Origin of the sequence: Pandoraea sp. NPDC090278 (assembly GCF_044772185.1) — a bacterium.
GTDB lineage: Bacteria > Pseudomonadota > Gammaproteobacteria > Burkholderiales > Burkholderiaceae > Pandoraea.
This window is the reverse complement of the sequence record NZ_JBIVYJ010000009.1, coordinates 1-24,096: the sequence shown is the minus strand read 5'-3', so window position 1 is coordinate 24,096 and position 24,096 is coordinate 1. Positions and strand designations below refer to the sequence as shown.

The window sequence follows — 24,096 nt, the reverse complement described above, 5'->3', positions numbered from 1 at the left end:
TCAACCGCTCAGGCCGACGGGTCGTGCCGAGCGTCGCATGACGGTCGGCATCTCCCTGTTCGCCAGAGATGGCCAAAGCATCTGGGAGAACGGCATCCATCAGAACGTCGCCTTTCTGGCGATGTTGTTAAAGGCGTCCGATCGTATCGGCCCGGTCTACTTCCTGAATGGCGGCGATGCCACGTCGCTGCCGGAGGGCCTCGAATTGAACGACTTGCAGGTGCCGCTTGTGGCGCCCGAGCAGGTGACCCACGAACTTGACGTCGTGATTCAGATGGGGGCGCAATTGCCCCTGGCGTGGTTGCGTCGCATGAAGGCGCGTGGCACGAAACTGATCGCCTGCTTCGTGGGCAATATCTATGCCGATCTGTGCGAGTTCCCGATGTTCGGCAAGGCGTCCGGGCATCTGTTCAACGGCAGTCCGTTCGACGAAGCGTGGGTATTGCCCAAGTCGCAAAAGATCGACGCGTCCATCCTGCGTACGATCCTGCGCGTTCCTGTCTTTACCGTCCCGCATCTCTGGTCGCCGTACTTCCTTAAGCGCCGCTGTCAGGCATTGGTCGGGCAAGGCTTGCATTTCGGCTATCGCCCACGGGCAGGGCGGTGGCGGTTGAGCATTGCGGAGCCGAATATTTCGGTCGTAAAGAGTTGCCAGTATCCGATGCTCGTTGCCGATGCCTTCTATCGTCGGCATCCCGATGCGGTGGAGAAGCTTTCGGTGGTGAACACGTCGTCAGTGAGAGAGCATCCGACGTTTCTTTACTTTGCAAATCGTCTCGATCTGGTGCAGCACCACAAGGCGGCATTTGCCGATCGTGTCGATCTGCCCTCGCTGCTGGCACAACACACGGATGCCGTGATCTCCCATCAGTGGGAGAACCCGCAGAACTATCTCTATTACGACACTTTGTATGGGGGATACCCGTTGATTCACAACTCGACGATGCTCGGCGACGCGGGCTATTTCTACCCGGCGTTCGACGCTGCCGCAGGGGCGACGGCATTGCACGAAGCCTGGTGCCACCACGACGCGCGTCACGAGGATTACAACGCGCGTTCGCGAGCCGTGCTGCACAACGTGTCGATCGCGAACCCGGCAAATGTGGCGACGATCACGCAACGTCTCGTGTCTTGCGCCGAGGGCGAGGAAACGGGATATGAGTGATCGGGAGACGAACCGCCTGCCAGTCAGTCGACAACTTGTGGTCGGTGTATCTCTGTTTGTCAAAGGGGCCGGTCAGTCGTTGTGGGAGAACGGCATTTTCCAGAATTGCCTGCTTCTGGTGATGTTGCTGCGCCGCTCCTCTCTGGTTGCCGAAGCCGTCATGATCAATGGGGGCACCACGTCGACGCCGGCGAGCGAACTGATGCTCGACGAATGGGATATTGCGCTGGTCTCTCCTGAGACGGCAATGGCGCGCTGCGACGTCGTCATCGAGATGAGCGCACAGCTTGACGTGGCGTGGATCTCTGCATTTCGGGAACGCGGCGGCAAGGTGGTGACGATGCGTGTCGGCAACGACTATGTGATCGACATCGAACGTGCGATGTTCAACAAGCCACCCGGTTTTCTATTCTCCGGCGCCACCTACGACGGTGTCTGGACCATTCCCGAATTCGAGCATTCCTGCCGGTCGTATTTCGAGACCACGCTGCGCACCCCGGTCACTATCGTGCCGCATATCTGGCATCCGATGATCTTCGACAAGGCTTGCGCGACCCTCGCTCAAGGATTGCGTTACGGCTACCGGCCCGGCCGCGCGCGATGGCGCGTGGCGATATTCGAGCCGAACATCTGCATGGTGAAGACCAGCGTAATGCCGATGCTCATCACCGAACTGGCGTATCGCGCGCATCCGTCGTTCTTGGAGAACCTGCTCGTGTGCAACACGCTGCATCTCAAGGACCACGCGACGTTCGTACACTTCGCGCAGCGTCTCGATGTGGTGAGCCACGGGATCGCCTCATTTCAGGGACGCTTCGCCGTGTACGAGTTCATGGCCGCATACGGCGATGCCGTCGTGTCGCACTCGTGGGAAAACGCACAGAACTACCTGTACTACGAGTTGCTGTACGGCGGTTATCCGCTCGTTCACAACTCGCCGTATCTGGGCAAGTGCGGCTATTTCTACCCCGAGTTCGAGGGGGAAGAAGGGGCGCGAAAGTTGCTGGAAGCGTTCAACACCCATGACGAGAATCTCGACGCCTATCGATGCCATGCCAAGCAATTGCTCGACAGTGTGAGCATCGAGAACCCGGCGAATGTGCAGGCATACGACAGCGCACTCGTGGCGCTGTATGGGGCCGCCGAGCGGTGATGCACGGCGCCGCGCGGCCGATTTGAGGGAGTGCCATGCGTATCGGAATTACCATTGGCCTGCATCGTGAAGACGAGACGATGTGGAATAACGGCATCAAACAGAATGCCATTTTCCTGGCGGACGCCCTCGGGCGTTGCGTGGGCGTGAGCGCCGTGATGCTTCTCAACACGACGCAGGTGCCGATCGGCGAGGCGTTGCCCTGGTCGCTGACGCGATACCCGACACGCCGCTTCGAGGAAGCAAAAGACGACATCGATCTGTTGATCGAACTTGGCGGACAAATCGATCCTGTTCAGACGGCCTACCTGAAGGCGCGCGGTGTCCGGCTGGTGTCGTACTGTTGCGGCTCCGAATACGTGGTGGCGATGGAATCGATGCTCTTCGGCCAATCGGCGGGGGGCGCCGAGTTGTTCGTGAACCAGCGCTATGACGCGATCTGGATGGTGCCGCAGGTCGCGGCGACGAGCCGACCGTTCTTCGAGGTGCTGCGCCGTCAGGTGGCGCAAGTCGTACCGTTCGTGTGGAGTCCGTCGCTGCTGGAGGCGAAGATGCGGTCTGCGCCGTCGGGCGGGGAGTACGTGCCGCATACCGGCGGCCGACGTCTGAGCGTGATGGAGCCGAACGCCAACGTCGTCAAGTTTTGCCTGTATCCCATACTCATTGCCGAACTGGCCTATCGTGAGCACCCCGCAGGCATCGCCCGATTGCAGGTGACCAACGCACTTCGACTGGCCGGTGAGAGTGCGGCGTTCGTCACGATCATGAACCAACTTGATATCGTGCGAGAACAAAAGGCGGTGTTTCTCGATCGCTTCGATACGCCCTCGTTTCTGGCGGAACACACCGATGTCGTGATTTCCCACCAAATGGAAAATCCGCTCAACTACTTTTATCTGGAAGTTTGCTGGCAGGGCTATGCGCTGATTCATAACGCCAGCCTGTGCAGCGATCTCGGCTACTACTACCGAAATAACGATGTGGTCTCGGGCGCGAAATGTCTGCTTCAGGCGATGATGCACCACGACGTAAGTCACGCATCGCAGCGATTCGCGCAACGCCATCTGATTCGGCGCTACTTCCCGGAAAACGCGGATATCGTGCGCACGTATGAGGCCTTGCTGTGTCAGGTGATGGCCCGGCCGGTCCGCTAGCCGGGCGTCGCTGCAACGTTGCGGCGCTTATGTCAGACCGCCGTGCCGCATGGCTCGGCGGACGCGTCCCGAACACCGGTATCGTCGGCTCGCGATACGGCAAACGTCTGCGTCACTGCGATACCGTTCTTGATGGCCGTCATCTCGGCGAGAATCGCCACGGCGATCTCGGCGGGCGTGCGTGCCCCAAGGTGCATGCCCACCGGTCCGTGCAGGCGCTCGATCTCCGTTGTGCTCAGATCGAACAGGGACAGACGCTCGCGGCGTCGCGCATTATTCACGCGCGACCCGATCGCACCGATGTAGAACGCTGACGACTTGAGCGCTTCGAGCAGCGCCATGTCGTCGAGCTTGGGATCGTGGGTGAGCGTGAGCACTGCGCTGTGCGAATCGAGTTGCAGCCGCACGATGAGATCGTCGGGCATCTCGCGCGAGAGTTCGGTGCCGGGCACTTGCCATTCGTCGGCATACTCGGTGCGCGGATCGCACACGATCACGTGATAGTCGAGCGCGCACGCCATGCTCGCCACATATTTCGAGAGTTGACCGGCACCAATCACGACCAGCCGGTGGCGCGGGCCATGCGAGGTGATCAGCCGTTCGCCGTCGAATTCGACGGACGGCGTGTGGTGTCCCGGCGCCATGCGGACCGCACCGGTCTTCATATCCAGTTCGCGCACGACGAGCCGGAATTTACCGATGCTGTCGAGCAGTTCGGGAATGCGCGACGTCTCACGCACGGGTTCGAGCACCAGTTGCAGCGTGCCGCCACACGGCAGCCCGAAGCGATGCGCTTCCTCGGCGGTGACGCCATAGCTGGTGATTTGGGGACGGTCTTGCGGCCAGTCGCCGTCTCGAATGCGCGCGACGAGATCGTCTTCGACGCAGCCGCCTGAGACGGAGCCGACGAGATGACCGTCTTCACGGATCGCGAGCATCGAGCCCACGGGACGCGGGGCGGAGCCCCAGGTGCGCACAACGGTGCCCAGCGTGACGAAAAAGCCTGCGCGGGTCCACTGTACGGCGGACTTCAGCACTTCCAGATCGACACTGTCCATAGCACTCTTCCTTCGCCAATACGCGAGCGGCCGACCGCTGGCCAGGGGGACACTGGCTGCCGATGGCTCTGCTATTACGCCGCTCGATGTGATGCGGCGAAGTATATCGCGCCTTGGCTCGCGCTGTATTTCAGCCGATACGCCGGTCGGGCGGGGTTCCGGCGGTGGTCGACGTGCGGTGCATCGACATTCCCCCCCCCGGGGACGTGATGCCGCAGCCGTGATCTGACGAGCGGTAACTCGTGTCACAATAGTTCGATGTTCGAGACAACGCCGCAATGCCGCAATATCCGTACGTCGCCACGTTGCGATGCTGCCATGCCACCTGAGGGACCGAAATCCATCGGGCGCAGACGCTAAGGAGAGGGGCAATGGAACTACAGAACAGTCGGCAGTTACCCGTCGCGCGTGATGTCGCGTGGATCGCGCTGAACGATCCGGGCGTGTTGCAGGGATGTATTCCGGGATGCGAGTCGATCGAGCGCGTGGACGATACGACGTGGACCATCGCCATCGCGGCGACACTCGGCCCCGTCGGCGGACGCTGGACCGGGCGCATCAAGCTGACCGACGTGATCGTGCCGACCTCGTACACACTGCATTTCGACGGGCTCGGCTCGTCGGCTGGCCTCACACGCGGTCAGGCCGCCGTCACGCTGCAACCGCAAGGACCGATGACCACATTGATGACTTACGACCTGAAGGCGCAGTTCGGCGGCGAGTACGCCAAGCTCGATACGCCGCAGGTCGACGGCGCGGCCGCCGCGCTCGCCAACGAATTCTTCCGACGCCTGACGGCCGCCATCGCGCCGCACCATAAGCTGAACGATCCCATCGCCGCCGACGGCGAAGTGGCCGCCGCGCTGGCGACCGACGCCGCGATGCGCGACATGCCTTCGACGCGGGGCAAGCTCTCGCGCTGGTGGCCGTGGGCCGTGGCGCTGCTGATCCTGATCTTTATCGTGATGTGGGGCAACCATGCCAGCTGAGTACGACGTGCGCGTGCGCATTCGCGACGGCGAAACACCGGTATTCGGCCCAGGACGTCTCACGCTGTTGCGCGCCATCGATGCGACGGGGTCGATCTCGGCAGCGGCGCGTGGCATGAATATGTCCTACCGTCGCGCGTGGCTGCTCGTCGAAGCCATGAACCACGAGTTTCGCGAGCCGCTCGTGACGCGCCACATCGGCGGCGTGTCGGGCGGCGGGGCCCAGTTGACGCCGTTCGCGCAGAACCTCGTCGCGCATTACGACACCCTCGTCAAGGAAATCCGCTCGCTGCTCGACGCGCACGTGCCGACCTTCGACGCCTATCTCAAAGACGGCAAAGCCGTCGATCCGAACGACGAATGAGTTGGTCTTCCCCGGACGTGCTTCACGTCCGGGGCCTCAGGACAGTCGTTCCGGCCTGCTTCGGCCCACTTCCCACGATCCCGCTTCTGAACTGCCGGGCGCGGCAACACCGCAACACCGTTTAGCGCCCGGTATTCCCGCTTGCGCCGTTCGTCACGAAAAAGTTAATTCTTCGTGAGGACTTCGTCACCGGCACGCGGCGACACTAACTCCATCGAAAAACACTTCTGCGATGGAGACCGCGATGACCACGATGACGAAGTCGGTGCCCCCTGCGGCACAGCCTCCGGTGCGTCCCGCTACGGTTCAGCCGTGGTGGCTGCGCGTGACCCACTGGCTCAACGTGCTGGCCGTCGTCGTGATGGTCATGAGCGGCTGGCGCATCTATAACGCATCGCCGATATTCCCTTTCCGTTTCCCGAACGAGATCACGTTGGGTGGCTGGCTCGGCGGCGCGTTGCAGTGGCACTTCGCCGCCATGTGGTTGCTGGTCGCCAACGGTCTGATCTACCTGACGACGAACGCCGCAAGCGGCCGCTTTTCGCGTCGCTTCTTCCCGCTGTCGCCGCGAGGTGTGCTGCACGATCTCTTCGCGGCACTGCGCGGTCGTCTGACGCACGACGATCCCCGTCACTACAACCAGGTGCAGCGCGCCGCCTATCTGTTCGCGGTACTCGACCTGGTGTTGCTCGTCGCGTCGGGGCTGGCTGTATGGAAGCCCGTGCAACTCGGTTGGTTGTGCTCGCTGTTCGGCGGCTTTCAGGGCGCACGTCTCGTTCACTTCATTGCGATGGCCGGCCTCGTGGGCTTCGTCGTCGTCCACGTGGCGATGGTGGCCTTGGTGCCCCGCACGCTGCGCACCATGATTACCGGACGCTGAGCGGGCGCTGTCCCCACTCATCGCATGCCGACACCAAGGAAGCCCCGCCATGACGCCCGACCGCAAGTCCTCGATCCTGATGCCCGACGCCCCGGTCGTGCGCGACGGCGAGGCGATTCTTCACGAAGCCCGTGCGCTGATGACACGTCGCGTGTCCGAGCCGTCGCGCCGCGCGTTTCTCACCCGCACCTTGTCGCTCGGCGGGGTCGCGTTGCTCTCCGGCTGTTCGCTCGACGACAACGCCAGCGTGGAGTCGGCGCTAACCAAAATCTCTCGCTGGAACGATCGCGTGCAGGCCGCGCTGTTCCGAAAGAGCGTGCTGGCCCCGACGTTCCCGGCCTCGGCCATCACGCGTCCGTTTCCGTTCAACGCGTTCTACACGATGGACGAAGCGCCCGTGGTGGATGAAGCCGAGTACCGGCTGGAATTGTCCGGCCTGATCGCCGACAGAGCGCCGTGGCGGCTCGACGCCCTGCGCGACTTCGCTGCGCCACGTGCTGCCGAGCAGATCACGCGTCATGTGTGCGTGGAAGGGTGGAGCGCCATCGGACGCTGGGGCGGCGTGACGTTCGCGGACTTCTTGCGTCGCATCGGCGCGGACACCTCGGCGAAGTACGTCGGCTTCAAGTGTGCGGACGACTACTACACCAGCATCGACATGCCCACGGCGCTGCATCCGCAGACGCTGCTGGCGCTCACCTACGACGGCCAGACGCTGCCGCGGGAGTACGGCTTCCCCATGAAGCTGCGCATCCCGACCAAGCTCGGCTACAAGAATCCCAAGCATATCCGCGCGATCTACGTCACCAACACGTACTCGGGCGGGTATTGGGAGGACCAGGGATACAACTGGTTCGGCGGCAGTTGATGCCGGGGCCGGTGGCAGCAAGATCGCTCACTGGCTGGCATGACTGCACGACTTACGAGACGTCGGCGAACGGCTGATTGTCGGTTGAACGCCAGATCGTCTCGATGGAAATTCTCACTCTTGGAGGTAACCGCAATGAAGAAGCAAATTCTGGCAGTGATGGCACTGGGTCTGGCACTCGGCACGAGCGCGGCTTTTGCGCAGGACGCGATGGGCAAGGGCGATGCAATGTCCAAGGGCGATGCGATGAGCAAGGGTGACGCCATGGGCAAGCACGACGCGATGAGCAAGGGCGATGCCATGAAGAAGGGCGACGCGATGAAGAAGGGCGACGCCATGGGTAAGGGCGATGCGATGGGTAAGGGCGGCGCGATGTCCAAGGGGGATGCCATGGGCAAGGGCGACGGGATGGACAAGAGCGGCTCGATGGGCAAGAGCCAGTAAGCACGCGTCGACGCTATCGAAGGGTAGCGAACGGCTCGGAAGGACTCAGAAGGCCCCAGAGGAAACAAGGCGTCGCAACGGAACTCCGCTGCGACGCCTTGTGTTTTGTTGTGCGACCGTCAACGCTCAATAGTGCGCTCTCCGTGCAAGGTCACCGAGTCAGCGCCACCGACTTGATCAGCAGGTAAACTTCCCGCCCCGGATAGAGTTGCAACTGATCGGCAGACAAGCGTGTGATGCGCGCGCGCAGCATGGTGCCTCTGTCCAAACCGCGGTTGCCCTGCAACGCGGCGTCGACTTCGACCGAATCGCCGAGATCGCGCAATGTCATGATCGTCGCCGGAAGTACGTTCAGCACACTCGTATCGACGGGGGGCGATGTCGCGACGGCCACATCGCGTTCGCGCACGAGAATTCGGCAGCGATCGCCGGGCTGGCCGCTCGCGCGTGGGACGCGGAGCCGGATGACTTCGTCGCCATGCACAGCGACTTCCGTCAGACCGTATTGCGCGTCGTGCGCGACGATGCGGGTCTCCAGCACGATACCGGGTGACTCGATCGTGCCGTCGAGGGCGTCGCGATGCAGATTGAGGACATCGGCCGGTGCGCCCTGCGAGATCGTGCGTCCTTCCTTGAACAGCACCACCTGATCGGCCAGTCGCATGACTTCGTCCAGCGAGTGCGTGACATACAGCACCGGCAGTTTCAGTTCGTGACGAATGCGATTCAGGTAGTCGAGGACTTCGAGACGGCGCGCGTGATCGAGCGAGGCCAGTGGCTCGTCCATGAGGAGCATGCGCGGGCACGACAGCAGCGCACGGCCGATGCCCACACGCTGCTTCTCGCCGCCCGAGAGCGCGCCCGGACGTCGGTCGAGCAAGTGGCCGAGGTTCAGCACATCGACGACGTGTTCGAGGGCGATGGCACCGCTACCTGCCGCAGCCACATCGCGGCGTCGCAGCCAGCGCCCGAAGAGCAGGTTCTGGCGCACGGTGAAGTGCGGCAGCAGACGTGCGTCCTGAAACACGTAGCCGATGCGACGACGCCAGGTCGGCAGTGCGATACCGGCGGCGCTGTCGAAGAGCACGTTATCGCCCACGACGATGCGCCCGGTGTCGGGTTTGAGCAGACCGGAGACGGCGTTGACCACCGTGCTCTTACCACTGCCGGACGGACCGAACAGGGCTGTCACGCCCATGCCTGCGGCGAACTCGGCATCGAGCACGAAGTTGCCGAAGCGGTGTTGGAGACGAACTTCAACCGTCATGACCCATCGCCTTGCGATTGCCGAAGCGAATCAACACTTCGGAGAAGATGAGCGTCGCGACGGCCAGTACGACCGAAATCGCGCACATGCGCCAGACCATCGCGTCGCCATCGGGGACTTGCGTGGCCGTGTAAATGGCCAGCGGCAGCGTCTGCGTCTGTCCGGGAATGTTCGAGACGAAGGTGATCGTCGCGCCGAACTCGCCCAGGGCACGCGCAAAGGCCAGTACGAAGCCGTGCAGTACGCCGGTCGCGGTGAGCGGCAGTGTCACGGTGAGAAAGGTGAGCCAGGGGCCCGCTCCAAGCGTCTGAGCGGCCTGCTCAAGCTTCATGTCGGACGATTCCAGCGCCTGACGGATCGCACGCACGAGCAATGGAAAGCCCATGACACCGGCCGCGAGCGCAGCACCCGTCCAGCGAAACGCGAAGGTGAAGTTGAACCACTCACGCAGCAGCTTGCCGATCGCGCCCTGCGCACCGAACAGGACGAGCAGCGCGAAGCCCACGACCACGGGTGGCAGTACGAGCGGTAAATGCAGGATGGCATCGAGCAGCGCCTTGCCGGGGAAGTGCCGGCGGGCGAGCAACCAGGCGGCCGCGTAGGCGAAGGGCAGGCTGCAAAGCGTGCCCCACAAGCCTACGCGCAGGCTAAGTTCGACGATGCCCCATTCTTCCGGGGTCAGGCCCATGCCGAGTTACGGACGGCTGAAACCGAAACGCTGGAACGTGGCCTGAGCCGTCGGCGTTTGCAGGAATTTGAAGAACGGATCGGCGTCGGCGCGGTTGGCCTGCTTCGTCACGGCCACCGGGTAGACGATCGGTGCATGGCTGTCGGCGGGGAACGTGCCTGCGATACGCACGCGCTTCTCGGCGTTGGCGTCCGTCTTGTAGACGATGCCGTAAGGCGCTTCGCCACGAGCGACCAGCAGCAGTGCGTTACGCACGTTGTCGGCGGCAGCCACCTTGCCTTGTACCTTCGACCAGACGCCGAGCTTCTCGAGCGCGGCCTTGCCATAGAGACCCGCCGGTACGTGCGCCGGATCGCCCATCGCGAGTTTGCCGTTGCCCAGCTTGGCGTCGAGATCCGTACCCGACTTCAGATCGACGTCACCCGAGGTCGTGGCGGGCGCGATCAGCACCAGCTCGTTGCCGAGCAGGTTGGTGCGGGTCTTCGTATCGATCAGGTCGTGCTTCTGGGCGTAGTCCATCCAGTCCTGGTCGGCCGAGATGAAGACGTCGGCGGGCGCGCCTTTCTCGATCTGACGAGCGAGCGTCGAGCTTGCGCCGTACACGAGCACCGGCTTCTTGCCCGTCTCCTTGGTGTAGGCGGCGGACAGGTCGTCGAGGGCGTCCTTCATGCTGGCGGCAGCGAACACTTGCTGGGCTGCGGCGTGGCCAGCGAACAACAGGCTGGCGCCGAGAGCGGCAACGCCGAGGGCGCGGCGCAGCATCGTGCCGGGGGTATTCGAGGCTTGGGACGTGTGGCTAACAGTGACAGTGGTTGCGACAGCTTTCACGAAAGTGGTCTCCAGCGTGTGGTGGCAAGGCAGACTCGGCTGGCGCGGAATTCGCCGCGGCGCCGTGAGTCGGCTCATGGATACGGTCGGGCAGCGAGGCCGGACCTTCGGCTGCGCGGGGTGCGCAACGCGTTGTGTAGGATTATATATAACGATGCGGCGCTGTACAGCGATATGCCTTATCACGGCATTCGAATGGCGCGCGGCGCGGCGATGCCGCGTCGCGAAACGGAGAATTCGGGACAATGTGCACGTTCGCCGGACATGGCGAAAGCGAGGACCGGGCGTGACGTCTGCTAATTAATATATGTAGTAAATCGAAAGGGGCCGCGAGCGGGCCCCTTCGTCACATCTCAGACGGCTGCCGTCTGCCCGCCCGGACGCAACATCGCCGGGCTGGTGCGCAGCATGTCGAAGAAGCCGTCGACGACGGCGTCGCACTCTGCGCCGAGGTCGTAGTCGGGCAGGAAGAGCCAGTCCGACATCATGCCCACGACCAGCGCGTGCAGCATGATTGCGGCACGCCGTGTGTCGAGCGCCGCGGGCAACTGGCCGCGCTCGATGGCGCGTTCCATGTCACGCGTAATGCGCTGCTTGCCGTCCGCGCAGGCTTCGCGCTGACGCTCCAGCACCGAGAGCATCTCGTTCGTGTATTCACACTTGTGGAACAGAATGTCCAGCACGCGGCGGCGGCGCTCGTTGCGTGCCGTTTCCTTGAGCACCAGCTTGCAGATCTCGTGCATGCGCTGCATCGGGTCGCCGTCTTCCGGCTCGGCGCATTCCTCGTCGATCATGCGCTCCATCGGCAGGCGGATGCGATCCGTCATGGCGTTGAAGAGGTCGATCTTGTTCTTGAAGTGCCAGTAAATGGCGCCGCGCGTGAGGCCGGCGGCTTCGGCGATGTCGGCCAGCGACGTGCGCGACACGCCTTTCTGAGCGAACACCGTCTCGGCGGTGTCTAGCAACAGATTGCGGGTCTCGATCGCTTCTTCTTTCGTTCTGCGGGCCATCGTCGTGTCACAGGGGCAGCGGAAATTTGTGAAATGTCATGTAAACCGCGCCGCACTATGGTGCGACGCAATGTGATTTACATACATTCATGAATGTATCTATAATAGCAGCCGCTTGCTCTATTGCACAGGGACCATTTAAGCTGCCTCCTCTAAGGGATAACTCCCTGACCGGAGAGAGCGAATTGATGAAGCCGCGCCGCCTGATTGGGGGTTAGGTGCGTGAGTCAAGGTCGCCTGATGTCCCGGAGCCTGTTCGACGATCTCACACGAGTGCCAGCGTGCGCGACCTGTGTCGCGCCCGGGGACGTCTTGTTGGCCCGCCCGTCCCATCCGGCGGGCCTGTCTCCGATGGCCCGCTAAACCGGGCCTTTTGGTATTTGCCGCCCGCCTTTGTGCGACGGGATTGCGGACCGGCCTTCGCCGTCGCAATCGTCGCAACGTTATTCGTCATTTTGTTTGACCGCATTCCATTTATCGGGGGCGTATATGCACGTCAAGAGAAGTTCACTGGGGATGGTCACTGCCGTCGCACTCGCGGTATTGACCCTGGCCGCGTGCGGCAAGAAGCCGCAGCAGCCGCAGGGCATGGTGCCGGAAGTCGGCGTCGTGACACTGCAACCCCAGAGCGTCACGCTGACGACCGACCTGCCAGGCCGTACCGCGCCCTACCGCGTCGCCGACGTGCGTGCGCGCGTCGACGGGATCGTGCTCAAGCGCGATTTCACCGAAGGCGGTGACGTCAAGGCTGGCCAGCGTCTGTACAAGATCGATCCGGCAACGTATCAGGCCGCTTACGAGAACGCCAAGGCAACGCTCGCGAAGGCCGTAGCGAATCAGGCGTCGACCAAGCTGTTGGCCGATCGCTACAAGCAACTGGTCGCCGTCGAAGCCGTGTCGAAGCAGGACTACGACAACGCCGTCGCCGCAGCACTGCAAGCCGACGCCGATGTGCAGGCCGGTAAGGCTGCCGTCGATACGGCGAAGATCAACCTCGGCTACACGGATGTTCCGGCCCCGATCTCGGGCCGCACCGGTCTTTCGCAAGTAACCGAAGGCGCTTACGTGCAGTCCGGCGCCGCCACGCTCATGACGACCGTGCAGCAGATCGACCCGATGTACGTGGACGTGACGCAATCGGCCGCCGACGGCCTGCGTCTGCGTCGCGCTCTGGCCGACGGCAAGCTGCAAAGCGCTGGCAAGAACGCCGCCAAGGTCGAACTGACGCTGGAAGACGGCACGACGTACCCGCTCGAAGGCAAGCTCCAGTTCTCGGACATCACCGTCGATCAGACGACCGGCTCGGTGACCGTTCGCGCCATCTTCCCGAACCCGAACCGCGAGTTGCTGCCCGGTATGTTCGTGCACGCCAAGCTCCAGGAAGGCGTGAAGGAAGGCGGTCTGCTGGTGCCGCAACAAGGCGTGACGCGTGACCAGAAGGGTCAGCCGACGGCACTTATCGTGAACAAGGAAGGGAAGATCGAACTGCGTCAGCTCGTGACCGACCGTGCGATCGGCGACAAGTGGCTGGTGAGTTCGGGTCTTGCTGCAGGCGATCAGGTGATCGTGTCGGGTCTTCAGAAGGCGCGCCCCGGTTCGCCCGCGAAGGCAGTGCCCGCACAGTTGCCGGGTGCTCAGGCGCAACAGCCGGCAGGTGCGAGCGCACCGGCCGCTGCCAGCGCTTCGGGTGCCTCGCAGGCCGACGCCGCCTCGAGCGCCAAAGCCCAATAACGCGGAGCCTTATTCATGGCAAAGTTTTTTATCGATCGCCCGATCTTTGCTTGGGTGATCGCCATTGTCATCATGCTGGCCGGTGCGCTTTCGATTCTGAAGCTGCCGGTCTCGCAGTACCCGCCGATCGCACCGCCGTCCGTGCAGATCACCGCGACCTATCCGGGCGCTTCGGCGCAGACCGTGCAGGATACGGTCACGCAGGTGATCGAGCAGCAGATGAACGGTATCGATCACCTTGAGTACATGTCGTCGACGTCCGACGGCTCGGGTACCGCTCAGATCACGCTGACGTTCGCTCAGGGTACGGACCCGGACATCGCCCAGGTGCAGGTGCAGAACAAGCTGCAACTCGCCACGCCGCTGCTGCCGCAGCAGGTGCAACAGCAGGGTATCAAGGTGGCGAAAGCGACCAAGAACTTCCTGCTGGTGATCGGCGCGTATTCCGATGACGGCACCATGACCGACATCGACCTGGCGAACTACATCGCAGCCAACGTGCAGGATCCGATCAGCCGTGTGAACGGTGTGGGTCAGGTCCAGCTGTTCGGTTCGCAGTACGCCATGCGTGTGTGGGTCGATCCGCAGAAGCTCAATGGTTACAACCTGACCGTCATCGACGTCTCGAACGCCATTCAATCGCAGAACGTGCAGATCTCGGCCGGTGAGCTGGGTGGCGCGCCTGCAGTGAAGGGCCAGCAGCTTAATGCGACCGTGACGGCGCAAAGCCGTCTGCAAACGCCGGAGCAGTTCCGCAAGATTCTGCTCAAGGTCAACAAGGACGGCTCGCAAGTGCGTCTGGGTGACGTGGCGCGTGTCGAGCTGGGCGGTGAGTCGTATCAGGTCGTGGCACGTTACAACGGCAAGCCGGCCGCCGGTCTGGCGATTACGCTGGCCACCGGTGCGAACGCGCTGCAGACGGCGACTGCCGTCAAGCAGCAGGTCACCGAACTCGAGCCGTACTTCCCGCAGGGCATGAAGGTCGACTACCCGTACGACACCACGCCGTTCGTGAAGATCTCGATCGAGGAAGTGATCAAGACCCTCATCGAAGGTATCGTGCTCGTGTTCCTCGTGATGTATCTGTTCCTGCAGAACCTGCGGGCAACGATCATCCCGACGATTGCGGTGCCGGTGGTGCTGCTCGGTACGTTCGGCATCATGGGGGCGGCAGGCTTCTCCATCAACACGCTATCGATGTTCGGCCTTGTGCTCGCCATCGGTCTGCTCGTCGACGATGCCATTGTGGTGGTCGAAAACGTCGAGCGGGTGATGGCGGAAGAAGGGCTGAGTCCAAAAGAAGCGACGAAGAAGGCGATGGATCAGATCGTCGGCGCGCTGGTGGGTGTGGCGCTCGTGCTCTCGGCCGTGTTCGTGCCGATGGCATTCTTCGGTGGCTCGACCGGTGCCATCTATCGTCAGTTCTCGCTGACCATCGTGGCGGCCATGGCGTTGTCGGTGCTCGTGGCTATCGTGCTCACGCCGGCCATGTGCGCAACGATCCTCAAGCCGATCAAGAAGGGTGAGGTTCACGAGAAGCGCGGCTTCTTCGGCTGGTTCAACCGCAAGTTCGACAGCGGCTCGAAGGCCTATCAGGGTCAGGTGGAGCGCTTGCTCAAGCGCACCACGCCGCTCGTGATCGTCTACGTGGTGATCGTGGGGGTTGTCGGCTTCCTGTTCGTGCGTATGCCGACCGCGTTCTTGCCGGACGAAGACCAGGGTTACTTCTTCAACCTCGTGCAATTGCCGCCGGGTGCGACGCAGGAGCGTACGCTCGACGTCATGAAGCAGGTCGAGAAGCATTACCTCGAGAAGGAAAAAGACTCGGTTCGTTCGATCTTCACGGTGACCGGCTTCGGCTTTAACGGCCGTGGTCAGAACGTGGGTCTGGCGTTCACGATGATGAAGCCGTGGGAAGACCGTCAATCGTCCGACCTGAAGGTGCAGGCCGTGATTGCGCGTTCCTACCAGGCGTTCGCCAGCGTGAAGGACGCCATGATCTTCGCGATCAACCCGCCGTCGGTGCCGGAACTCGGTAACGCGGGCGGTATCGACTTCGAGTTGCAGGATCGTGCAGGTCTGGGTCACGACGCCCTGATGGCCGCCCGTAATCAGATGCTGGGCATGGCAGCGAAGAACCCGAATCTGGCGAACATGCGCCCGAACGGTCTGGACGACACGCCGCAGTACAAGGTCGACGTCGACGAAGAAAAGGCTGCTGCACTGGGTCTGTCGATTGCCGACGTGTACCAAACGTTGTCGGCCTCGTGGGGCTCGTCGTACGTGAACGACTTCATCGACCGCGGTCGTGTGAAGAAGGTGTACGTAATGGCGGAACCGAAGGACCGGATGCTGCCGCAGGACATCAACAAGCTCTACGTGCGTAACAGCAGCGGGACGATGGTGCCGTTCTCGGCCTTCGCTACGGGCAAGTGGACGTACGGCTCGCCGCGTCTGGAGCGCTACAACGGTGTGCCTGCCGTGGAAATTCAGGGTATGCCGGCACCGGGCAAGTCGTCGGGCGACGCGATGAAGGCAGTGGAAGAAATCGCGAAGCAACTCCCGCCGGGTATCGGTCTGGAGTGGACGGGTCTGTCGTTCGAAGAGCGTATTTCGGGCTCGCAGGCACCGGCGCTGTATGCGATCTCTATCCTGATCGTGTTCTTGTGCCTGGCCGCGTTGTACGAAAGCTGGTCGATCCCGTTCTCGGTGATTCTGGTGGTGCCGCTGGGCGTGTTGGGTGCACTGTTGGCTGCGACATTGCGCGGGTTGTCCAACGACGTGTACTTCCAGGTGGGTCTGCTCACTACCGTGGGTCTGTCGGCGAAGAACGCGATTCTGATCGTGGAATTCGCCAAGGATCTGCAGGAGCAGGGCCGCACGCTGATGGAAGCGACGATGGAAGCCGTGCGTCTGCGTCTGCGACCGATTCTGATGACGTCGATGGCGTTCATTCTCGGTGTGCTGCCGCTGGCGATCTCGAACGGTGCCGGCTCGGCTTCGCAGCACGCCATCGGTACCGGTGTGATCGGCGGTATGCTGGCCGCGACGTTCCTCGCGATCTACTACGTGCCGATCTTCTTCGTGCTGGTGCGTAAGCGCTTCGCTCATGAGGATCTGGACACGGTGGAACATCCGGAAGCGCGTCATGAGAACCCTGACGCAACCAACGGTCCCGCCAAGGAAGGAAACTGACCTATGAAGCACAAAGCATTGCCGATGGCCTTGGCGGCGGCGTTCCTGGCAGGCTGTACCCTCGCGCCGCACTATGAGCGGCCCGAGGCACCGGTCGCCACGTCGTTCCCCACGGGCCCGGCTTATAAGACGCCCGGCGCGGCGAACCAGAACGGCGCCGCCGACAGCAATGTCGTGGCCGCCGATCTGGGATGGCGAGATTTCTTCGCCGATCCGCGCCTGCAAAAGCTGATCGAGATCGCGTTGGAGAACAACCGCGATCTGCGTGTCTCGATGCTCAACGTCGAAGCCGCACGTGCGCAGTATCAGATCCAGCGCTCGGCGCTGCTGCCCTCGGTGGGGGCGGCAGGTCAGGCGTCGGTTCAGCGCTCGCCGGCGGATCTGTCGTCGTCGGGTCGTGCGGGGATCAGCCGCAGCTATCAGGTCGGCGTGGGTTTCACGTCGTACGAACTCGATCTGTTCGGTCGCATCCAGAGCCTGAAGGATCAGGCGTTGGAGTCGTACCTGGCGAGCGAGGACACGGCCAAGGCGGCGCACATCACGCTCGTCTCGGAAGTGGCGACGGCATATCTCACGTGGCTGGCCGATCAGGAGCTGCTCAAGCTCACGTCGGACACGCTCAAGAGCCAGCAATCGTCGTATAACCTGACCAAGCGCAGTTTCGACGTGGGCACGGCCTCCGGGCTGGATCTGCGTCAGGCGCAAACGCCGGTCGATACGGCGCGTGCGAACTTCGCGCAGTACACGCGTCAGGTGGCGCAGGACGAAAACGCGCTGGCGCTGCTCATCGGCCAGCCGTTGCCGGCCGATTTGCCGCCCGCACGTCCGCTCGACGGGCAGGGCCTGTTGGCCGATCTGCCTGCCGGGCTGCCGTCGGACTTGTTGCTGCGTCGTCCGGACGTGACGTCTGCCGAGCACACGCTCAAGGGTGCCAACGCGAACATCGGTGCGGCACGTGCGGCGTTCTTCCCGTCGATTTCGTTGACGGCGAATGCGGGCACGGCGAGCGCATCGCTGAGCAATCTGTTCAAGGGCGGGCAGGGCGCATGGTCGTTCGCACCGACCATCACGCTGCCGATTTTCGCGGGCGGGCAGAACATCGCCAACCTCGATCTGGCCAAGGTGCAGAAGCGCATCGAGATCGCCAACTACGAGAAGGCGATTCAGACGGCGTTCCGCGAAGTGTCGGACGGCCTGGCGGCACGCGGCACGTTGGACGATCAGATTGCGGCGCAGGAATCGCTCGTGAAGGCGAGCGACGAGAGCTACAAGCTCTCGGACCTGCGCTATCGCAATGGCGTGGACAGCTATCTGAACGCGCTGGTCGCACAACGCTCGCTGTATTCGTCGCAGCAAACGCTGATCGCGACGCGTCTGGCGCGCTGGACCAACCTCGTCACGCTGTACAAGGCGATGGGCGGCGGTTGGGAAGAGCGCTCGGCACCTGCGAATGCGGGAACGGCGTCGGCCGCCTCTGCGTCGTGATGTAAAGTTTGACGATTGAAAAAACGCCCGGCAATGCCGGGCGTTTTTCATTGAGGCGTCGCCTTCGTCACGCGGCATTTCGTAACAATCGACTCAGTTCCCGAGAGGTTTAGACGCGGGGTTCTACGCTGGCCCCTACCTTGCGTAGGCCATCGTCGCTATCCTTGTTCGCGTTGTATTCGCAACACCCCGAGCGTCGACACGTGTGCCGCACACCTTGCTGCAGACGTCGCCCAGTCGACGCGCGGGTCACTTATAAGCTGACTGTTTTTCCAGGGAGAGACACCATGAGCGATCTTCAAGCCCGCTTCGACGAGGCGGTAGCCCAATCCAAGACGCTGCCCGAACGCCCCGACAATCTGACGCTGCTGCGCATCTACGCGCTGTTCAAGCAAGGCACGGAAGGCGACGTGACCGGTTCCCGCCCCGGTGCGATGGACTTCGTCGCACGCGCCAAATTCGATGCCTGGGAAATGCTCAAGGGCAAGTCGAAAGACGAAGTGCAGACGGCTTACGTCGAGCTCATCGAATCCCTCAAGGGATAATGACGGTGCATGGCGCTTTGGCGGCTTGCGACATGCCATAGGCGACCCTCGATGAGAAGAAAGACGGCGACCTCGGTCGCCGTTTTTTTTTGCGTGGCGGAAGTGACGTGTGTGAAAAGTGAGGTGGCGCATAACGGGGCGGGTTTTGCGGTGCTGTCCGATTGGTTGGGAGATGGCGATGCGCGACGATGGACACGTCAGCAACGAGCCATCAATGCGCCAAGGAGCCACGCCATGCAACAGGATCGCCATCACATGCTGCGACGCATCGGGCATCACACGTCACGCGATGTACGGGGGAATCGCGTGCGTGCATCGTCTCCGCCCACATCGCCAACACCATCGAGACCGCATTCGCCGCATGTTCGTTGTCGCCGCGCGATGCGAGGGGCGGCGCTGCTGGACGTCTTGTTCACGATGACCGCGCTTGTCGCCGGTGCGCAGGGCTTCGCGCACTGGCAAGCGGCGGGCAGTGTGTCGTCGGCCACAGGGACTGTCGCGCATAACGTGGTCACAACCGCATTGCCGTCGCCGGCGATGCAAGGCGTCATGGCTGTCGAGCGTCAGCCATGACGACATCGCCAATGACTTGTCGTCTACCAGCAGGCAAACGTCGCATGCACGGCTTCACGTTGTTCGAGTGGGTGATCGCCATGCCGCTGGGGCTGCTGATCGTCATGGCTGCGACGGCGATCTACCTCGCGGGCATTCGACTGTGGCGCGTGCAGGCGGAGCGATATGAGGTGAACGAGCGTGCCGCCTTCGCGCTGACCCAACTCACGCGTGCTGTCGGCATGGCCGGATATCGAAACTGGGATCCGTTGGAAGGGCCTATCCTCAACGCAGATCAATCGGTTAAACCCGGGCTGGGCGATTGGCCGTCACTGCGAGCCAGTGCCGAATGCGCAAGCACGGTCGACACCTGCCCGAAGCGTGGCTGGCAGGGCAGCACGATGCTGGAGGTGCAGTACCACGGGGCGGGCTTCGGAGACGAAAACGGTAATGGTAACGGCGCGGTGCAGAGCTGCGGCGGGGCAAGCGTCAAAGCGCGAAGCGATGGTGACGACCGCAACGTTAGCGCCTTTTACGTCGACAAGGGCGAAGACGGCGTCCCGTCGCTGTTCTGTCGGTACGGCGACCGGGGATACAAGATCACGACGCTGCGTCCTGCGCAGGTGCTGGTCATCGGCGTCGAGGCCATGTACATCCGGCTGGGCGTGCGCGCAGGGGGAACCGGCCCATTGCGATGGCTGACACCGGTGAAGAGCGCGCGACGCAAACCGCCCAGTGCGCCCGCTGGGTCCGGTGGCTGGGAGAACGTGAGTGCCGTGGCATTTTCGCTCGTGCTAAGGGGGGCACCGCGACGTGGGGGAAAGCAGCGTGCGGGGCGGACCGTCGAGGTCTTCGATGCGGCGTCCGGTGGCCGCGAGTACAAGTGGCTGACCAATGCCGGTGACATCCATTTGCATGTGTTCACGGTGGTGGCCTACCGGCGCAACGATGGCGGTATTCGCGGGGAGGCGAAATGGTTGGTGTCTTCATCGTGATGTGGCTCGCGGCTCTGATGGCGTTGGCGGCCTCAGGCATGCAGCATCGTGAGCTGGCGACCCGCTTCATCGCGTACACAAACGACAGGACGCTCGCTTTCGGCGCGGCGCATGATGCACTCCGGGCCGCACGCGAGCGATTGGTCGGCGGCGCGGAGGCGCCGGATATTGGCGCACCGTACGAGTTCGATGAGGGGCCGCATGGTGTCATCGGTGCGCGCTATCGAGACGGAAGCCGCGAACCCAATCAAATGGCGAACTGGGTCGGGATTGGTTGGAATGACGTACGCGTCGTCTCGGTGAGCAGTGCGCGGTACTTCATCGAGCGAATCGCGTTCACCGAGTACTTGCCGGACGCGCGCGAGGCGAAGGCGGCAAGGGCGTCGCTCGTGCGCCGCTACCGCGTGAGCGCGATGGGATGCGGCAAGTTGCCCGGGACGCGGGTCTTCCTGCAAGCGATCTATGAGGTTCGCGTGTCTCGTGGACGCAAGGCGGCGGGAGGTGCTGCGCCGATCTCGTTCTCGTCGCGCAGGCTGAACTGGCGAGAAGTCGGGAGCTGGCACGACAGCGCGATAACGACGCGGGTGCCGGGTGCCAGACGAGAGCATTGCGATGCGTGATGGCGGCGGCGTGTCACCGCGGCTCGATAGGTGCGATAGGCACATCGCACGCCCGATGCGTGGCGTCACGCTGATCGAGTGCCTTGTGGCGATGGCGGTGCTTGTGGTTGCGCTGTTTGCTGTCGCGCCGTCGATTGAGGCGGTGCGGCGTCGTGTGGCGGTGGAGACGACGGCGCGTGCGTTTCTGGCGACGATGCAAGCGGCGCGCGCCGAGGCATTGGGGCGACATCGGCGTATCGCGATCGCGCCGCACGACGGTGTGAGCCTGAACAGCGGTTGGGTGACGTTTGTCGACGAGAACCGAAATCACCGGCTCGATGCGGGCGAGACGCTATTGGGGCGTCATGCGCCGCTGCCGTCGGGCGTGAGTATCGAGGCGAGGTGGGGCTTGTACTACACACAAGGGCTGGCATTCGCCGAAAGTGGCTTCATCCGGACGGAGGCGCGCAAATGGTTGTCGGGCACGGTGCGCATCGCAGGGCATGATCGACGCATCTGCATCACCATCAACGCCTACGGCCGCGCACGTGTCGCAAAGCGTTGCGAAGCGTAGGCGGCCGTATGGGCGAGCGGCGCGAGTGCCGGTGTTACATCAACGGCGGGGAGCCGCGATCGTTGTCTTTGGCGACGGGCGATGATGGGGGCGTTGCGGGATTCGTCGAGGTCGCGGCGTCTGTCGAAGCGTCGGTTTGTGTCGACGATCCTTTCGTCGACTCCTGCCAGAGCTTGATGCCTTGCCACGCGAGCACACCGAGGCTGCCCCACTTGAGCCCGCGACGGGCGATGCGTCCGACCGGCGTGTGCGAGAGGCCCGTCAACGCAATCGACGCCACCGAGCTGACGAGCGGATAGCGTTCGAGCAGACCGCCAAGCTTCAGGCCGGAGTTGGCGAGGCCACCGAGGCCGCCGAGGCCGGAGAAGCGGGCGAGACCGCCGGGCAGCAGGTAGCGAACCCAGCGGAAGTTGCGCAGCCGCTCGCGCGTCACGTGCGACGCCTGAATCAGTTCGGCACGCTCGACGGCAATGCGTGTGAGCACGATTTCCTTGCGAATGGCGAGGAGTTCGTGACGGGAGCGTCGCGACTGACGCGGGCGACGCGGTCGTTGAGAATGGTTCTGTTCCAGCGGCACGGGCGGGTCTCCTTCAGTCCGGACGCAGGGCGTCGCGGTCCTTTTCGAACTCGGCCAGTGTGGCTTCGAACGGCATCGGGGCATCGCGCAGAATGTTGCGCGCACGCATGGCGCACCAGCTCGCGAGCAAGAGATACACGACGAAGATGCCGGTCATGGCCTGGAGGCGATAGGTGTCCCAAAAAAAGACGATGACCAGCGCGGTCAGCGACACGAGGGCGAGAACACCGAAGAGCATTGCGGCAAGACCGAGAAACGCAACGCCCATCAGGCGTTCCTTCTCTTCGGTCAATTCGATGCCGATGAGTTCGATGCGCGACTGAAGGATCTCGAGCAACGCACCGGCGAGGCGCCGTAGCGAAGGCCGCGGCGGGGTCGTGCGATCATTGTCGGTCATGGGCTGGACGGGGCGGCCCACCCGACCCGTCGCACCGGTCAGGCAGGCTCCGCCCTTTGGCAGAGTAGGCGAGAAAGTGACTTGTGCTGGTCGCGCTGACTGCGCGTACTCAGTTGGCTTACTTGCGGTTGAGCAGCAGGCCGATCACCACGCCGATACCGGCGGCGATGCCCACGGCTTGCCACGGATGATCGTGCACGTAGTCGTCGGTTGCGCGAGCGGCCATCTTGCTCTTCTCGACCACCACGACCTGAACGTCCGAGGCCTTTTCCTTGGCTTGCTTGAGCAGCGTGAGGGCCTTGTCGCTCAGTTCGGAAGCACGCTCACCGGTCGTGTTGGCAGCTTGCTTGAGCAGGTCTTCGGCGTCGGCCAGTACGGATTTGATATCGGTCATGAACTTCTCCTTGTTGGTATGCACGTGCGACATAGTCGTTACCCGTTTCTGGGAGGAAAATGCGGGGGGATGTGCGGCTGATATGGGGGTTATCCTACCGCTTTCAACGCGTCGTTGCCAGAAAACAACAGACGGGCAGCGGTATATTTCCAGAAATCATTTGGAACAAATTTTTTATTCGTTCTGACTAAGCTTAGCATCCTTTAGTCTTGATCCCACTGAGTGAAAGGTTCTCAAGGAGACCGTAAATGACATTGCGTTTGGGTGATATCGCTCCCGACTTCGAGCAGGATTCGTCGATCGGCCCGATCAAGTTTCACGAATTCCTCGGCGATGGCTGGGGTGTCCTTTTCTCGCACCCGGCCGACTACACGCCGGTGTGCACGACCGAACTGGGTCTGACTGCAAAACTCAAGGGCGAGTTCGAAAAACGTAACGTGAAAGCCATCGCCTTGTCGGTGGACGATGCGGAGTCGCACAAAGGCTGGATCAGCGACATCAACGAAACGCAGAACACCACGGTGAACTTCCCGATCCTGGCCGACGGCGATCGCAAGGTTTCGCAGCTGTACGACATGATTCACCCGAACGCCAGCGAAACCGTGACGGTGCGCTCGTTGTTCGTGATCGATCCGAAGAAGAAGGTGCGTCTGATCATCACGTACCCGGCAAGCACGGGTCGCAACTTCGACGAGATTCTGCGCGTCATCGATTCGCTGCAACTGACCGACAACTACTCGGTCGCCACGCCGGGTAACTGGAAGGATGGCGAAGACGTCGTGATCGTGCCGTCGCTCAAGGACGAGGCCGTGCTGAAGGAGAAATTCCCGAAGGGTTACAAGGCCGTGCGTCCGTATCTGCGCCTCACGCCGCAGCCGAACAAGTAATCGATAGGTGAGGGATGTGCGGTTGCATGACGATGCGCCGCACGTGCCGCAGCAAGAAACAAAAAAAGCCAGCTCGTATGAGCTGGCTTTTTTGTTGGGTACGCGCCGTCACTCGTTGGATTGACGGCCCGCGACATGCGGCTCGAGAAACGACGCGTACCCAACAACGTTGCAAAGAAGTGGGGGGGGGTTGGCGCCCCCCACACCAAAATACGGGGCAAAAAAAAAACCCCGAAAGAACCGCAGGTGACGCCCCCCAAAAACGGGGGGGGTGTGGTGGGGGGCGTGGTGTGTGTT

25 protein-coding genes are annotated in these 24,096 nt (G+C 62.6%); 17 read left to right on the top strand and 8 right to left on the bottom strand.

The genetic code is table 11. The features are described 5' to 3' along the window. The first annotated feature begins 37 nt into the window (after positions 1-37). From ACIQWO_RS25635 to ACIQWO_RS25625, 3 genes are read left to right on the top strand one after another with little or no spacing between them, the layout of a single operon-like run. On the top strand, positions 38-1,165 hold the full coding sequence (locus ACIQWO_RS25635; RefSeq protein WP_402830383.1) for a DUF2827 domain-containing protein: 1,128 nt from the start codon (positions 38-40) through the stop codon (positions 1,163-1,165). Continuing rightward, positions 1,158-2,318: a DUF2827 domain-containing protein gene (locus ACIQWO_RS25630; RefSeq protein WP_402830233.1), complete on the top strand. Its 1,161-nt coding sequence runs from the start codon at positions 1,158-1,160 to the stop codon at positions 2,316-2,318. Before ACIQWO_RS25635 ends, ACIQWO_RS25630 begins: the two co-directional genes overlap by 8 nt. Positions 2,319-2,353: 35 nt before the next feature. Continuing rightward, entirely contained in the window at positions 2,354-3,472 is a 1,119-nt protein-coding gene (locus ACIQWO_RS25625; protein ID WP_402830230.1) for a DUF2827 domain-containing protein, read from the top strand. A gap of 32 nt (positions 3,473-3,504) precedes the next feature. Here the strand turns inward: ACIQWO_RS25625 and ACIQWO_RS25620 are convergent, their stop codons facing one another. Continuing rightward, entirely contained in the window at positions 3,505-4,530 is a 1,026-nt protein-coding gene (locus tag ACIQWO_RS25620; protein WP_402830228.1) for an XdhC family protein, read from the bottom strand. A 371-nt stretch (positions 4,531-4,901) separates the two neighbouring features. Between ACIQWO_RS25620 and ACIQWO_RS25615 the strand changes: the two genes are divergently transcribed. From ACIQWO_RS25615 to ACIQWO_RS25595, 5 genes are all read left to right on the top strand, one after another. Further along, positions 4,902-5,519 carry a CoxG family protein gene (locus ACIQWO_RS25615; RefSeq protein WP_402830225.1) on the top strand — a complete coding sequence of 206 codons (618 nt, stop codon included), beginning with the start codon at positions 4,902-4,904 and terminating at the stop codon, positions 5,517-5,519. Continuing rightward, the gene (locus ACIQWO_RS25610; protein WP_402830223.1) at positions 5,509-5,883 is read left to right on the top strand and encodes a winged helix-turn-helix domain-containing protein; all 375 of its coding nucleotides are present in this window, start codon (positions 5,509-5,511) and stop codon (positions 5,881-5,883) included. The genes ACIQWO_RS25615 and ACIQWO_RS25610 overlap by 11 nt, the downstream gene beginning before the upstream one ends. A 253-nt stretch (positions 5,884-6,136) precedes the next feature. After that, positions 6,137-6,763, top strand: coding sequence for a cytochrome b/b6 domain-containing protein (locus tag ACIQWO_RS25605; RefSeq protein ID WP_402830381.1), 627 nt, complete (start codon positions 6,137-6,139; stop codon positions 6,761-6,763). A 49-nt stretch (positions 6,764-6,812) separates the two neighbouring features. Next, a complete protein-coding gene (locus tag ACIQWO_RS25600) occupies positions 6,813-7,631 on the top strand; it encodes a molybdopterin-dependent oxidoreductase (RefSeq protein WP_402830221.1) in 819 nt (272 codons plus the stop codon). Positions 7,632-7,766: 135 nt separating this feature from the next. After that, the gene (locus tag ACIQWO_RS25595; protein ID WP_402830218.1) at positions 7,767-8,075 is read left to right on the top strand and encodes a pentapeptide MXKDX repeat protein; all 309 of its coding nucleotides are present in this window, start codon (positions 7,767-7,769) and stop codon (positions 8,073-8,075) included. A gap of 151 nt (positions 8,076-8,226) precedes the next feature. On the opposite strand, the gene modC is transcribed toward ACIQWO_RS25595, so the two are convergent. The 4 genes from modC to ACIQWO_RS25575 form a co-directional block, all read right to left on the bottom strand. Next, positions 8,227-9,342, bottom strand: a complete 1,116-nt coding sequence (gene modC, locus ACIQWO_RS25590) for a molybdenum ABC transporter ATP-binding protein (protein WP_402830216.1) — start codon at positions 9,340-9,342, stop codon at positions 8,227-8,229. Next, positions 9,332-10,030, bottom strand: a complete 699-nt coding sequence (modB, locus tag ACIQWO_RS25585; RefSeq protein ID WP_402830213.1) for a molybdate ABC transporter permease subunit — start codon at positions 10,028-10,030, stop codon at positions 9,332-9,334. The genes modC and modB overlap by 11 nt, the downstream gene beginning before the upstream one ends. Before the next feature lie 6 nt (positions 10,031-10,036). Beyond that, the gene (gene modA, locus ACIQWO_RS25580) at positions 10,037-10,858 is read right to left on the bottom strand and encodes a molybdate ABC transporter substrate-binding protein (RefSeq protein WP_402830210.1); all 822 of its coding nucleotides are present in this window, start codon (positions 10,856-10,858) and stop codon (positions 10,037-10,039) included. Positions 10,859-11,211: 353 nt separating this feature from the next. Next, complete coding sequence (locus ACIQWO_RS25575; protein ID WP_233326591.1) at positions 11,212-11,868, bottom strand: TetR family transcriptional regulator; 657 nt, start codon at positions 11,866-11,868, stop codon at positions 11,212-11,214. Between the two features lie 489 nt (positions 11,869-12,357). Here ACIQWO_RS25575 and ACIQWO_RS25570 point away from each other — a divergent pair, with 489 nt between their 5' ends. The 8 genes from ACIQWO_RS25570 (at position 12,358) to ACIQWO_RS25535 (ending at position 21,544) form a co-directional block, all read left to right on the top strand. Next, the gene (locus tag ACIQWO_RS25570; RefSeq protein ID WP_402830207.1) at positions 12,358-13,599 is read left to right on the top strand and encodes an efflux RND transporter periplasmic adaptor subunit; all 1,242 of its coding nucleotides are present in this window, start codon (positions 12,358-12,360) and stop codon (positions 13,597-13,599) included. A gap of 15 nt (positions 13,600-13,614) precedes the next feature. Further along, the gene (locus ACIQWO_RS25565; protein WP_402830205.1) at positions 13,615-16,794 is read left to right on the top strand and encodes an efflux RND transporter permease subunit; all 3,180 of its coding nucleotides are present in this window, start codon (positions 13,615-13,617) and stop codon (positions 16,792-16,794) included. 3 nt (positions 16,795-16,797) lie between these two features. Continuing rightward, a complete protein-coding gene (gene adeC, locus ACIQWO_RS25560) occupies positions 16,798-18,279 on the top strand; it encodes an AdeC/AdeK/OprM family multidrug efflux complex outer membrane factor (protein ID WP_402830202.1) in 1,482 nt (493 codons plus the stop codon). A gap of 287 nt (positions 18,280-18,566) precedes the next feature. Then, positions 18,567-18,824: an acyl-CoA-binding protein gene (locus ACIQWO_RS25555; protein WP_039396661.1), complete on the top strand. Its 258-nt coding sequence runs from the start codon at positions 18,567-18,569 to the stop codon at positions 18,822-18,824. 417 nt (positions 18,825-19,241) lie between these two features. Beyond that, on the top strand, positions 19,242-19,397 hold the full coding sequence (locus ACIQWO_RS25550) for a hypothetical protein (protein ID WP_402830198.1): 156 nt from the start codon (positions 19,242-19,244) through the stop codon (positions 19,395-19,397). Positions 19,398-19,408: 11 nt separating this feature from the next. Continuing rightward, the gene (locus ACIQWO_RS25545; RefSeq protein ID WP_402830196.1) at positions 19,409-20,371 is read left to right on the top strand and encodes a PilW family protein; all 963 of its coding nucleotides are present in this window, start codon (positions 19,409-19,411) and stop codon (positions 20,369-20,371) included. Then, positions 20,350-20,991: a hypothetical protein gene (locus tag ACIQWO_RS25540; RefSeq protein WP_402830193.1), complete on the top strand. Its 642-nt coding sequence runs from the start codon at positions 20,350-20,352 to the stop codon at positions 20,989-20,991. Before ACIQWO_RS25545 ends, ACIQWO_RS25540 begins: the two co-directional genes overlap by 22 nt. A gap of 55 nt (positions 20,992-21,046) precedes the next feature. Beyond that, positions 21,047-21,544 (top strand): GspH/FimT family pseudopilin, encoded by a 498-nt coding sequence (locus tag ACIQWO_RS25535; protein WP_402830190.1) that lies wholly within the window; start codon positions 21,047-21,049, stop codon positions 21,542-21,544. Positions 21,545-21,578: 34 nt separating this feature from the next. On the opposite strand, the gene ACIQWO_RS25530 is transcribed toward ACIQWO_RS25535, so the two are convergent. From ACIQWO_RS25530 to ACIQWO_RS25520, 3 genes are all read right to left on the bottom strand, one after another. Beyond that, entirely contained in the window at positions 21,579-22,121 is a 543-nt protein-coding gene (locus ACIQWO_RS25530; protein WP_402830187.1) for a hypothetical protein, read from the bottom strand. A gap of 13 nt (positions 22,122-22,134) precedes the next feature. Beyond that, positions 22,135-22,518 (bottom strand): phage holin family protein, encoded by a 384-nt coding sequence (locus ACIQWO_RS25525; RefSeq protein ID WP_402830184.1) that lies wholly within the window; start codon positions 22,516-22,518, stop codon positions 22,135-22,137. 118 nt (positions 22,519-22,636) lie between these two features. Then, a complete protein-coding gene (locus ACIQWO_RS25520) occupies positions 22,637-22,945 on the bottom strand; it encodes a YqjD family protein (RefSeq protein WP_402830182.1) in 309 nt (102 codons plus the stop codon). Between the two features lie 215 nt (positions 22,946-23,160). Between ACIQWO_RS25520 and ACIQWO_RS25515 the strand changes: the two genes are divergently transcribed. Then, positions 23,161-23,799 carry a peroxiredoxin gene (locus ACIQWO_RS25515; protein WP_046292760.1) on the top strand — a complete coding sequence of 213 codons (639 nt, stop codon included), beginning with the start codon at positions 23,161-23,163 and terminating at the stop codon, positions 23,797-23,799. Positions 23,800-24,096: the final 297 nt, after the last annotated feature.

Excerpts from the sequence above, each read along its gene's own strand:
- ACIQWO_RS25635 (WP_402830383.1), top strand. The coding sequence starts at position 38 with ATGACGGTCGGCATCTCCCTGTTCGCCAGAGATGGCCAAAGCATCTGG.
- ACIQWO_RS25630 (WP_402830233.1), top strand. The coding sequence starts at position 1,158 with ATGAGTGATCGGGAGACGAACCGCCTGCCAGTCAGTCGACAACTTGTG.
- ACIQWO_RS25625 (WP_402830230.1), top strand. The coding sequence starts at position 2,354 with ATGCGTATCGGAATTACCATTGGCCTGCATCGTGAAGACGAGACGATG.
- ACIQWO_RS25620 (WP_402830228.1), bottom strand. The coding sequence starts at position 4,530 with ATGGACAGTGTCGATCTGGAAGTGCTGAAGTCCGCCGTACAGTGGACC.
- ACIQWO_RS25615 (WP_402830225.1), top strand. The coding sequence starts at position 4,902 with ATGGAACTACAGAACAGTCGGCAGTTACCCGTCGCGCGTGATGTCGCG.
- ACIQWO_RS25610 (WP_402830223.1), top strand. The coding sequence starts at position 5,509 with ATGCCAGCTGAGTACGACGTGCGCGTGCGCATTCGCGACGGCGAAACA.
- ACIQWO_RS25605 (WP_402830381.1), top strand. The coding sequence starts at position 6,137 with ATGACGAAGTCGGTGCCCCCTGCGGCACAGCCTCCGGTGCGTCCCGCT.
- ACIQWO_RS25600 (WP_402830221.1), top strand. The coding sequence starts at position 6,813 with ATGACGCCCGACCGCAAGTCCTCGATCCTGATGCCCGACGCCCCGGTC.
- ACIQWO_RS25595 (WP_402830218.1), top strand. The coding sequence starts at position 7,767 with ATGAAGAAGCAAATTCTGGCAGTGATGGCACTGGGTCTGGCACTCGGC.
- modC (WP_402830216.1), bottom strand. The coding sequence starts at position 9,342 with ATGACGGTTGAAGTTCGTCTCCAACACCGCTTCGGCAACTTCGTGCTC.
- modB (WP_402830213.1), bottom strand. The coding sequence starts at position 10,030 with ATGGGCCTGACCCCGGAAGAATGGGGCATCGTCGAACTTAGCCTGCGC.
- ACIQWO_RS25575 (WP_233326591.1), bottom strand. The coding sequence starts at position 11,868 with ATGGCCCGCAGAACGAAAGAAGAAGCGATCGAGACCCGCAATCTGTTG.
- ACIQWO_RS25570 (WP_402830207.1), top strand. The coding sequence starts at position 12,358 with ATGCACGTCAAGAGAAGTTCACTGGGGATGGTCACTGCCGTCGCACTC.
- ACIQWO_RS25565 (WP_402830205.1), top strand. The coding sequence starts at position 13,615 with ATGGCAAAGTTTTTTATCGATCGCCCGATCTTTGCTTGGGTGATCGCC.
- adeC (WP_402830202.1), top strand. The coding sequence starts at position 16,798 with ATGAAGCACAAAGCATTGCCGATGGCCTTGGCGGCGGCGTTCCTGGCA.
- ACIQWO_RS25555 (WP_039396661.1), top strand. The coding sequence starts at position 18,567 with ATGAGCGATCTTCAAGCCCGCTTCGACGAGGCGGTAGCCCAATCCAAG.
- ACIQWO_RS25550 (WP_402830198.1), top strand. The coding sequence starts at position 19,242 with ATGACCGCGCTTGTCGCCGGTGCGCAGGGCTTCGCGCACTGGCAAGCG.
- ACIQWO_RS25545 (WP_402830196.1), top strand. The coding sequence starts at position 19,409 with ATGACTTGTCGTCTACCAGCAGGCAAACGTCGCATGCACGGCTTCACG.
- ACIQWO_RS25540 (WP_402830193.1), top strand. The coding sequence starts at position 20,350 with ATGGTTGGTGTCTTCATCGTGATGTGGCTCGCGGCTCTGATGGCGTTG.
- ACIQWO_RS25535 (WP_402830190.1), top strand. The coding sequence starts at position 21,047 with ATGCGTGGCGTCACGCTGATCGAGTGCCTTGTGGCGATGGCGGTGCTT.
- ACIQWO_RS25525 (WP_402830184.1), bottom strand. The coding sequence starts at position 22,518 with ATGACCGACAATGATCGCACGACCCCGCCGCGGCCTTCGCTACGGCGC.
- ACIQWO_RS25520 (WP_402830182.1), bottom strand. The coding sequence starts at position 22,945 with ATGTCGCACGTGCATACCAACAAGGAGAAGTTCATGACCGATATCAAA.
- ACIQWO_RS25515 (WP_046292760.1), top strand. The coding sequence starts at position 23,161 with ATGACATTGCGTTTGGGTGATATCGCTCCCGACTTCGAGCAGGATTCG.